Raw genomic sequence first — 10324 nt, 5'->3', positions numbered from 1 at the left:
CGAACCTGCGACCAATTGATTAAAAGTCAACTGCTCTACCAACTGAGCTAACGACCCATCTGATTTTTGATTTTCTGTACTAATATAATATCGAGAACGTACAGGATTCTTCGACCTTCGGTCTCACCCTACGGGTTGAACCTGCAACCATCTTATTAACAGTTAACAATTCTACCAACTGAGCTAACAACCCATCTGAAATACTTGAATTATTTACTATTTTTAGATGGTGGGTCGTGCAGGATTCGAACCTGCGACCAATTGATTAAAAGTCAACTGCTCTACCAACTGAGCTAACGACCCATCTAATTTTTGATTTTCTGTACTAACATAATGTCGAGAACATACAGAATTCTTCGACCTTCGGTCTCACCCTACGGGTTGAACCTGCAACCATCTTATTAACAGTTAACAATTCTACCAACTGAGCTAACGCCCTATCTGAACTACTTGAACTGTTTACTATTTTTAGATGGTGGGTCGTGCAGGATTCGAACCTGCGACCAATTGATTAAAAGTCAACTGCTCTACCAACTGAGCTAACGACCCATCTTAAAACATCATTTTTGGTTCTTTGCCCTTCGGGTCGAACCTGCAACCATCTTATTAACAGTTAACGATTCTACCTACTGAGCTAACGATCCATCTTAAAACATTATTTTTGGTTCTTTACCCTTCGGGTCAAACCTGCAATCATCTTATTAACAGTTAACGATTCTACCTACTGAGCTAACGATCCATCTAAATGTTTTTAGAATCAATGTGTAATTGATTCTTGCTGATATAACTAGGATTTTTCAATCCGCGCTTTCTCGTATCAACGGCGGCTTATATTACTGATTTCTGACGAGGGTGCAACGATTTTTTTTAAAAAAAAGATTAAGTGCACACTAAACATACGGATAACCCCGAAATATTCGGCTACATCGCTTCGGGGTTATCAATTACAGTGTACTGAGCTTCTTCTCTGCAAGTTTCGCACCAGCACTATTTGGGTATTGTTGTAATACCTGTTGGTAAACAGCTTTCGCTTTATCTTTCTGTCCCTTATCTTGCATGATCAGACCCACTTTAAATAGGGCTTCACTGCTTTTTTGAGACTTAGGATATTGCTTAACTACAGTCGCAAAGTAGAATGCGGCGTCATCCTTGCTACCTTTGTTGTAGTTTAACTGCCCCAACCAATAGTTGGCGTTAGATTGATATCCTGACTTCGGATATGTTTTGATAAACCCTTGCAATGCACCGATCGCTTCGTCAATCTGTGCTTTGGATTTACTTTCCATCGCCAGCTTAACCGCTGCGTTATAATCATCTTTTTCATTACCGCCAGAACTTGCTGCGGGTGTATCTGAAGAAGATGATTGCGCATTTGATGCACTGGTATCAGTTGCATCTGAAGAGTTTGAAGAATCACCACCACTCGCTTTGTCTAACTGCATATACAAATCTTTTTGGCGCTCAACAACTTGATTCAATTTGTATTCACTTTCTTGAATCTGCCCGCGTAACATATCGATATCACGCTGGTTATCGGCTAATTGCTGCTGGATTTGATAAATAATTTGACCTTGAGAGCTAACAGCGGTCTCAAGTTGAGTGAGGCGGTCTGCGGAAGAACCCGATCCGACATTGTTGATTGGCGCTTGGGCAATAGCGGCCCAAGGGACCGCTACGCCAACCAATAACGACAGACCAACTAGTAATTGTCTGAAGTTACTGTTCATAATAGATAATTTCGCTTATCTATTAGTATGCAATGACTGCGCGACGGTTTTTCGCGTAGTCTGCTTCAGTGTGACCTAACACAGCTGGTTTTTCTTTACCGTAAGAAACCAGTGAAACTTGGTCACCTGAAACACCTTTGCTTTGCAGATACATTTTAACTGCATTAGCACGACGCTCGCCCAGTGCGATGTTGTATTCTGGAGTACCACGCTCATCCGCATGACCTTCAACAACAACACGTACAGATGGGTTGCTACGCAGGAATGCTGCGTGTGCATCTAACATTTCAGCGTACTCTGGGGATACATTGTATTTATCGAAACCAAAGTAAACTGTGTTGTTTTGTTGCAGTTGTTCCATTTGCTGACGTGCCAGCTCTTCCGCAGACAGACCAGTGTTAGTTTGATTCATAGAAGAATCGTCACCAGTTTGGTCGTTGTTTTTGTTAGAGCTACAAGCTGCGACTGCCATGATTGGTAATGCGATCATCAGCCCTTTAAGCACTTTGTTCAGTTGCATCGTTTTGATCCTTAATATTTTTGCCACACATTATTATTATGCATCACAGATACGGCGACCAGGCAGGGAATTTTACCTGTCCATCGGTTGCCGGAAGACGCGCTTTGAAACGCCCGTCGGTCGAAACTAGCTGCAATATAGTCCCCAAGCCTTGAGAGGAGCTATAAATTACCATAGTGCCGTTAGGTGCGATACTCGGCGTTTCATCTAGAAACGTTGACGTTAAATATTCAACGTTACCCGTTGCCAGATCCTGTTTGGCGATATGTTGCTGACCGCCCCCGGAGCTGACCATCGCTAAGAAAGTTCCATCCGGGCTTACATCAGCATCCTGATTTTGTGATCCTTCATAGGACACTCGAACAGGACTACCACCATTAATATTCATTTTATAAATTTGCGGACGTCCTGCCTGATCCGAGGTATAAACTAAAGTTTGGCTATCCGGCATCCAGCTTGGCTCAGTATTATTACTGCGACCATCTGTTACTTGACGAATCTGACCACTACCTAAGTCCATCACATATAAATTCAGGCTGCCTGTCTTCGACAGAGCAAATGCCAGTTTAGTCCCATCTGGTGAGAAAGCAGGTGCCCCATTATGGCGTGGGAAAGATGCCACCTGACGAACCGCTCCACTAGATAAAGTCTGAATAACTAGCGCAGAACTACCACTTTCAAACGTTACGTACGCAATCTTTTGGCCATCTGGTGACCAAGCTGGCGACATCAAAGGTTCTGGCGAACGGTGAACCGTAAATTGGTTAAAACCGTCATAGTCAGAAACTCGTAATTCATATGGATATTGACCACCGTTGGTTTTCACAACGTAAGCTATACGCGTACGGAAAGCGCCGCGGATACCTGTCAATTTCTCAAAAACTTCATCACTTGCAGTATGTGCTGCATAGCGTAACCAATCTTTAGTTACTTTAAATTGGTTTTGAGCTAAAACCGCACCAGGGTTAGCGGCAACATCCACTAACTGATAGCTAACAACATAGCTACCATCTGCTGCTGGCTGAACTTGTCCAACAACCACTGCGTTAATACCTAGCGCAGTCCAAGCATCAGGAGTAACTTCTGAAGCTGTACCCGGTTGCTGAGGCATGCGGTTTGGATCAATAGGGTTAAATTTACCACTATTGCGTAAATCAGCACCAACAATTCCCCCCACTTCTTGTGGAGGAGCACCTGCGCCAGCCCATTTAAATGGGACAACACCGATTGGCTGAGCTGAGTTAACACCTTCAGTAATCTCAATACGGATCTCTGCCTGAGCAACAGTAGCCCATAGCATTAAGAACCCGAGAACTATTTTAAACGCCTGCTTCATCCTGATCTCCCTTACTGCGATATTCACCACCGCAATAATTCGCTGAATTTTAACAAAGGTATACTAACAAAACTAGATAGCACACAAACTATTTATTACATTGCCTAAAGATTTACAATACAGACTGCTCTGAGTTATTGAAAATCAAGGCTTAAATACCAATGTGCTACCCGATTTATTAAACGTATCATAGACCTCTCTGCTAGGTGGTTTCGGCATAGTTGCAAGCTTCGCTGCTCTTATTGCCGCTTCACATAGCGCGGGATCATTTGCTGAACCACTTTTCGGTGTAATGCTAACCAATAATCCATCTGGTGCCAGTTTCAATTGCAGCTCACAAGTGCGTCCACGATAACTTTCTGAATCATAGAACTTACTTTGGATTGCAGCTTTAATTTTCCCCGCATAGCTATCAACATCAGCATTTGATGCGCCTGACTTTTTACCGCCACCGCTACCCGCTGCTGTTTGTCCACCCTGCTTACTCGGACCCGAAGCAGTCAAATCACCCAGTAAATCATCAACGGATGATGCACTCTTCGCAGCCTCAGCTTTTGCTTTAGCCGCTTTTGCTTTTGCTTCTTTATCTGCTTTTTCTTTGGATTCTTTATCAGCCTTAGCTTTAGCTTCTTTTTCAGCTTTAGCTTTAGCTTTAGCATCTGCATCCGCTTTGGCTTTCGCTTCTTTATCTGCTTTAGCTTTAGCGTCAGCTTCTGCTTTTTCTTTAGCTTCTTTTTCAGCTTTAGCTTTAGCAGCCTCAGCTTCTTTTTTAGCTTGAGCCTCTGCTTTCTCTTTCGCTACAGCTTGCTCTTTGATTAATTTCTCTTTCTCAGCTTTGGCTTGTGCCGCGGCTTCTTCCGCTATTTTTTGCTCTTCCTTCGCTTTTTTCGCGGCGTCTAAGGCTTGTTTCTGCTGTTCCTCAGCCTGTTTTTTCTGCTGTTCAGTTTCTCTCTGAGTCTGAATACGCTCTTCTTCAAGCTTTTGCAGGCGCTTTTGTTCCTGCTCTTGCTTTTCTCTTAGCTCAGCATCTTGTTTTTGTTGCTGTTCTTTACGCTCTTTAGCCACCTGCTGGGAACTTTTTTGCTGCTGTTGAGCTTGATTATATTGCTCCACGACTGCACCAGGATCGACCATTACTGCATCAATGACCGTTCCCTCTTCCCCGCCGCCGCCAAGTTGGACGACAGTCACTAAAGAACCTATAACAATTAAAGCGACCAATAAGATGTGCAATCCAATCGACATCATTAATGAGCGCTTTAAGTCATCTTGTTTCTCTTTTGTCTTTCCCACTCTGGTTTCCAAAAAAAGAATCGATTCTTTTCAACTATATCTGCGCCACTTTCAACATGGCGTCAGCACATTAAATTGGTTGAGTCATCAAACCAACAGATTTGATTCCTGCACTATGCAACATGTTCAGCGCCTTAATGACTTCATCATAAGGAACTTCTTTCGCACCACCAATTAGGAAAATGGTTTTAGGATTTTTCTCTAACTGTTCTTTTGCGACGGCTGAAATTTGTTCAGGAGGCAGTAACTCCATACGCTCACCATCGACCAATAAATTATACTGATCAACACCTGCCACTTCTAAAATGACGGGTGGATTATCATTGGATGAGACCGTTTGAGTATCTGTTGCATCCGGTAAGTCAACTTCCACACTTTGAGAAATAATGGGTGCCGTTGCCATAAAGATCAGCAAAAGCACCAACAGTACGTCCAGTAATGGAACAATATTGATTTCGGATTTTAGCTCACGTTTGTGACTATTGCGCGCCATTCGCTGTTCTCCCCGTCTTATTTCTTATCAGCAGAGAATGCTTGGCGATGCAAGATAGCTAGGAATTCTTCCATAAAGTTATCATAGCTTTGCTCAAGTTTATTCACACGCAAGTTTAAGCGGTTGTACGCCATAACAGCTGGAATTGCAGCAAATAGACCGATTGCCGTTGCAATCAGCGCCTCTGCGATACCCGGAGCAACCATCTGCAATGTTGCTTGTTTTACTGCACCTAACGCGATAAAGGCATGCATAATCCCCCAAACGGTACCAAATAAACCAATATAAGGGCTAATTGACCCTACTGTACCTAAAAATGGGATATGTGATTCAACCGATTCCAACTCACGGTTCATGGAAATACGCATAGCACGTGATGCGCCTGTAACCACGGCATCAGGTGCATGAATATTAGCTTGATGTAAGCGGACAAATTCTTTGAAGCCAGAGTAAAAAATTTGCTCTGCGCCACCTAATGCATCACGGCGAGCTTGGCTCTCTTTATATAAGCGGGACAGTTCGATACCTGACCAGAATTTATCTTCAAATGCTTCAGCTTCACGCGTTGCGGCATTTAAAATTTTGGTTCTCTGAATAATAATCGCCCAAGATGCAATAGAAAAACCGATCAAAACGAACATAATGATCTGAACCAATAGGCTCGCTTTTAGGAATAAATCCAAGATATTCATGTCAGTCACTGTTTAAACTCCGCGACAATAGACTTAGGAAGCGCTTTCGGCTTCATTTTAGATGTGTCCACACAAGCAATTAGGGCCGTTGCCCCACAAAGCAAGTTACCTTGCGAATCAACTAACCTTTGCTGAAAGAGTAAAGAAGCACGTTTTATTTCAACGATTTCTGTTTCAACTTCCAGCAGGTCGTCTAACCGAGCCCCTTTAACAAAATCGATTGTCATATTACGGACAACAAATCCAAGGTTCTCAGCGAGTAAACTTTGTTGGTTGATACCTTTATTCCGCAACATTTCCGTTCTTGCGCGCTCAAAAAAAGCCAGATAACGTGCATGATATACAACTCCGCCCGCATCAGTATCTTCATAATACACACGAACGGGCCAGCGAAATAACATAAAAAACCACTCCGTCTTAGGTTAAATTAATTAACGGTGCCACTATACGCAAGACAGTGCCGCTTTGGAATCACTTTGCAGGTAAAGATATCAAAAATAATTGCGGGTCGCATGACCCACAATCTGAATTTAGATTAACTAAAGACTTTTACAAGTCCCCAGATAAGAATGATGGCTGCAGGTAATGGGTGGAACAGGAGTCGCCACGTCAATTTATTTGGGAGGAAACCCACCCCAAAAATGATGGCGCTGCAAGTTGCCCATATCATGAGAAGACCTTGCCAGATTGGAAATGTACTGGTATTTGCTGCAAACAGGGAAGGATCCCACATCACTGCGCCAGCGGTTACTAAAGCTAATATAAGGATAAGGGCCCTTATCGGGCCCTTTCCTAATAGCTGATAGGATTTATCCATCAGCATGTTATTTACTCACCATCTTTAGCTGTTTTAGCTTCTTTTGCGCTCTCAGAGTGCTCAAGTGCTAATGCTGCAATCACTGCAAAACTACAAGCTAACAGAGTGCCGAGGATCCAGGCGAAATACCACATATGTTATGCTCCTTAATACAGTGAATGCTTGTTGCTTTCGATGAAATTTTTGTCCAAACGACCAAACATTTTGTAGTAACACCAGATGGTGTAAGCCAGAACGATTGGAACAAAAATGATAGCAACAACAGTCATAACTTGCAGAGTGAACAGGCTAGATGTTGCATCCCACATGGTCAAGCTTGCATTTGGCATAATGCTTGATGGCATGATGAATGGGAACATCGCAACCCCACATGTCAGAATGATACATGCGATAGTCAATGATGAGAACAAGAATGCCCAACCATTTTTATCCGCTTTTGTTGCAATCATCGTTAACAGTGGTAACCCAACACCCAGAGCAGGAAGAGCCCACAGGATTGGATACGTGTTAAAGTTAGTTAACCATGCACCTGAAACAACTTCGACAGTTTTGTTCAGTGGGTTAGACGGGCTTAATGTATCAATAGTTGAAGTCACTACATAACCATCAATACCCATCACTAACCATACACCAGCGCCAGCAAAAGCAGCTAGAGTGAGGAATGCACAGATATACGTTGCTTTACGAACACGTAAGTGCAGTTCACCCGTTGTACGCATTTGCAGATAAGTTGCACCTTGGGTAACAATCATCATCAAACCGACAACACCCGCTAACAAACCATATGGGTTCAGCAGACCAAACAGATTACCTGTGTAAGTCAGATACTGTTGGTTATCAATTTGCAGAGGGACACCCAGTAACAGGTTACCAAACGCAACACCGATTACTAATGGTGGAACGAAACCACCAATGAACAGACCCCAATCCCACATGCTACGCCATTTCGGGTTCTCCAGTTTAGAACGGTAGTCGAAACCAACCGGACGGAAGAACAATGCAGCTAATACCAAAATCATAGCAACATAGAAACCAGAGAATGCAGCAGCATAAACTTGTGGCCATGCAGCGAACATTGCACCACCCGCAGTGATTAACCAAACTTGGTTACCATCCCAGTGCGGTGCAACAGCATTAATCATAACTCGGCGTTCAGTATCCGTTTTACCTAAGATAGGTAATAAGAAGCCTACGCCCATGTCAAAGCCATCCGTGACGGCAAACCCGATCAGCAGTACGCCGATAAGGATCCACCACACAAATCGAAGAACTTCATAATCAAACATAAGTGGACTCCTGTTTACTGAACGTCGTGTGCTGAACTGTTTTTCTGTTCAAAATGATAACGACCGGTTTTCAGGCTGCTAGGCCCTTTACGAGCGAATTTGAACATTAAGAACATTTCGGCAATCAAGAACAGTGTGTACAGACCACAGATCAGAGCCATAGAGAAGATCAAGTCTTGTGGGGTTAAGTTAGAGTGTGCAACCGAAACCGGTAACACTTCACCAATTGCCCACGGTTGACGACCATACTCAGCCACAAACCAGCCTGATTCAATTGCAATCCACGGTAATGGAATACCAAACAGCGCCAGACGAAGCAGCAGTTTGTTTTTACCAATACGGTTACGAACGACTGACAGGAATGACCAACCGATGATTAACAGTAACGCAAAGCCAACTGCAACCATGATACGGAATGCCCAGAACAGAGGCGCAACATTAGGAATGCTGTCTTTAACCGCTTTCTGAATCTGTTCTTCTGTCGCATCAACAACATTTGGTGTGTATTGTTTTAGCAGAAGACCATAACCGAGGTCTTTTTTACTTGCTTCGAATGCAGCACGTAATTCTGGACTCTTATCACCAGCTAACAGCTGTTGTAATTGACCATACGAAACCATACCGTTACGGATACGGACTTCGTGTTGCTTCATCAGATCTTTCAGACCTAACACTGGAGTGTCGATCGAACGTGTTGCAATGATACCCATCGCCCATGGAATAGAGATAGAGAACGTGTTCTCTTGTTTCTCATTACTTGGGAATGCAATTAGGTTAAATGCAGCTGGAGGCGCATGGGTTTCCCACTCTGCTTCAACTGCGGCCAGCTTCGTTTTCTGTACGTCGCCCATTTCGTAGCCTGATTCATCACCAAGAACGATAACAGACAGAACAGAAGCCATACCAAAGCTTGCAGCAATTGCAAAAGAACGCTTAGCAAATGCCAAGTCACGACCTTTAAGCATATAGTAAGCGCTGATACCCAGAACGAACATAGCACCAGTACAATAGCCAGCAGCAACTGTATGAACGAATTTAACTTGCGCAACAGGGTTCAGGACTAGCTCAGAGAAGCTAACCATTTCCATACGCATTGTTTCGTAGTTGAAGTCAGCAGCGATAGGGTTTTGCATCCAACCGTTCGCAACCAGAATCCACAGTGCAGAGAAGTTTGAACCTAAAGCAACTAACCAAGTCACCGCAAGGTGCTGAGTTTTGCTTAAACGATCCCAACCGAAGAAGAATAAACCAACAAAGGTAGATTCTAAGAAGAATGCCATCAAACCTTCGATTGCCAGAGGCGCACCGAAGATATCTCCAACATAGTGGGCGTAGTATGACCAGTTAGTCCCGAATTGGAACTCCATAGTCAAACCAGTCGCAACACCTAGGGCGAAGTTAATACCAAATAACTTACCCCAGAACTTAGTCATATCTTTATAAATTTGTTTACCAGACAGCACATATACCGTCTCCATAATCGCAAGCAAAAACGCCATACCAAGCGTTAATGGAACGAATAGGAAGTGATACATCGCAGTTAAGGCAAACTGTAATCGTGACAGTTCGACAATATCAAACATCTTGACTCCTTGCTCCTAGCAGGAAGACACCGACTTGCGGCAACCCGGCTTCCAGTATTAAATGAAAAAGCCTCTTAACTACCAGCAAAAAATGCCTCAAAACAACAAATAATTAACAAAAGTAAAAGAAAAAACCTACCATAATAATAGTACGCCTATCTTCACATACAATAAACTTCTTTTACGTGATTCAGATTTGAATTCTGAAGTTATATCAATAATTATACCCTTTAATAGAAAAATGAGTATTTGATCGAGAACCAATTTAAGCAATTTGAACAAATAAAGCTAGTGGTAATAAATTGATTTATGTCAATTTTTTCCAGTTTGTTAATTGATTGAGTCCCTATTCCAATAATAGTTACCCAGTTGTTAACTACCTGTTATTTTCATTGATAAGGACTTTTTTACTTTTTTAATAAGATTAAAACAATATGGTAACTTTTGTTTTTTCAATCTAAAAAAGAATATACATTTATAATAGTAGACTATTTCTAAATTATTCCTTCATTTATTAATAAAGATAATTACTGTAGAAAATCCCTTATATTCCATTAATCAAAATAATTTAAAAATC

General features: G+C 42.5%; 11 protein-coding genes and 2 tRNA genes. All 13 read right to left on the bottom strand.

All coding sequences use genetic code 11. The annotated features are described in order from the left end of the window. Positions 1-227 precede the first annotated feature (227 nt). A tRNA-Lys gene (locus tag PSF16_RS14945) sits at positions 228-303 on the bottom strand. Between the two features lie 170 nt (positions 304-473). Further along, positions 474-549: transfer RNA gene (locus PSF16_RS14940), tRNA-Lys, on the bottom strand. A gap of 395 nt (positions 550-944) precedes the next feature. Then, positions 945-1727: a cell division protein CpoB gene (gene cpoB / locus PSF16_RS14935; RefSeq protein ID WP_006660437.1), complete on the bottom strand. Its 783-nt coding sequence runs from the start codon at positions 1725-1727 to the stop codon at positions 945-947. A 22-nt stretch (positions 1728-1749) separates the two neighbouring features. Then, positions 1750-2247: a peptidoglycan-associated lipoprotein Pal gene (pal, locus tag PSF16_RS14930; RefSeq protein WP_006660438.1), complete on the bottom strand. Its 498-nt coding sequence runs from the start codon at positions 2245-2247 to the stop codon at positions 1750-1752. 43 nt (positions 2248-2290) lie between these two features. After that, entirely contained in the window at positions 2291-3583 is a 1293-nt protein-coding gene (tolB, locus tag PSF16_RS14925) for a Tol-Pal system beta propeller repeat protein TolB (protein WP_006660439.1), read from the bottom strand. Positions 3584-3727: 144 nt separating this feature from the next. Next, positions 3728-4876, bottom strand: a complete 1149-nt coding sequence (gene tolA, locus PSF16_RS14920; RefSeq protein ID WP_272689548.1) for a cell envelope integrity protein TolA — start codon at positions 4874-4876, stop codon at positions 3728-3730. Positions 4877-4946: 70 nt separating this feature from the next. Beyond that, complete coding sequence (tolR, locus tag PSF16_RS14915) at positions 4947-5369, bottom strand: colicin uptake protein TolR (protein WP_272689547.1); 423 nt, start codon at positions 5367-5369, stop codon at positions 4947-4949. Between the two features lie 17 nt (positions 5370-5386). Next, the gene (gene tolQ, locus PSF16_RS14910) at positions 5387-6070 is read right to left on the bottom strand and encodes a Tol-Pal system protein TolQ (protein ID WP_006660442.1); all 684 of its coding nucleotides are present in this window, start codon (positions 6068-6070) and stop codon (positions 5387-5389) included. Continuing rightward, complete coding sequence (gene ybgC, locus PSF16_RS14905; protein WP_006660443.1) at positions 6067-6462, bottom strand: tol-pal system-associated acyl-CoA thioesterase; 396 nt, start codon at positions 6460-6462, stop codon at positions 6067-6069. The genes tolQ and ybgC overlap by 4 nt, the downstream gene beginning before the upstream one ends. Before the next feature lie 134 nt (positions 6463-6596). Then, a complete protein-coding gene (gene ybgE, locus PSF16_RS14900) occupies positions 6597-6884 on the bottom strand; it encodes a cyd operon protein YbgE (RefSeq protein ID WP_006660444.1) in 288 nt (95 codons plus the stop codon). Between the two features lie 5 nt (positions 6885-6889). Beyond that, a complete protein-coding gene (gene cydX, locus PSF16_RS14895) occupies positions 6890-7012 on the bottom strand; it encodes a cytochrome bd-I oxidase subunit CydX (protein ID WP_006660445.1) in 123 nt (40 codons plus the stop codon). Positions 7013-7024: 12 nt separating this feature from the next. Then, positions 7025-8164: a cytochrome d ubiquinol oxidase subunit II gene (cydB, locus tag PSF16_RS14890; RefSeq protein ID WP_006660446.1), complete on the bottom strand. Its 1140-nt coding sequence runs from the start codon at positions 8162-8164 to the stop codon at positions 7025-7027. 14 nt (positions 8165-8178) lie between these two features. Next, on the bottom strand, positions 8179-9747 hold the full coding sequence (gene cydA, locus PSF16_RS14885) for a cytochrome ubiquinol oxidase subunit I (protein WP_006660447.1): 1569 nt from the start codon (positions 9745-9747) through the stop codon (positions 8179-8181). Positions 9748-10324: the final 577 nt, after the last annotated feature.

Source organism: Providencia sp. PROV033, from assembly GCF_028484855.1.
In the GTDB taxonomy this organism is placed as follows: Bacteria; Pseudomonadota; Gammaproteobacteria; order Enterobacterales; family Enterobacteriaceae; genus Providencia; species Providencia alcalifaciens.
This window is presented reverse-complemented; position numbering and strand designations above follow the sequence as displayed.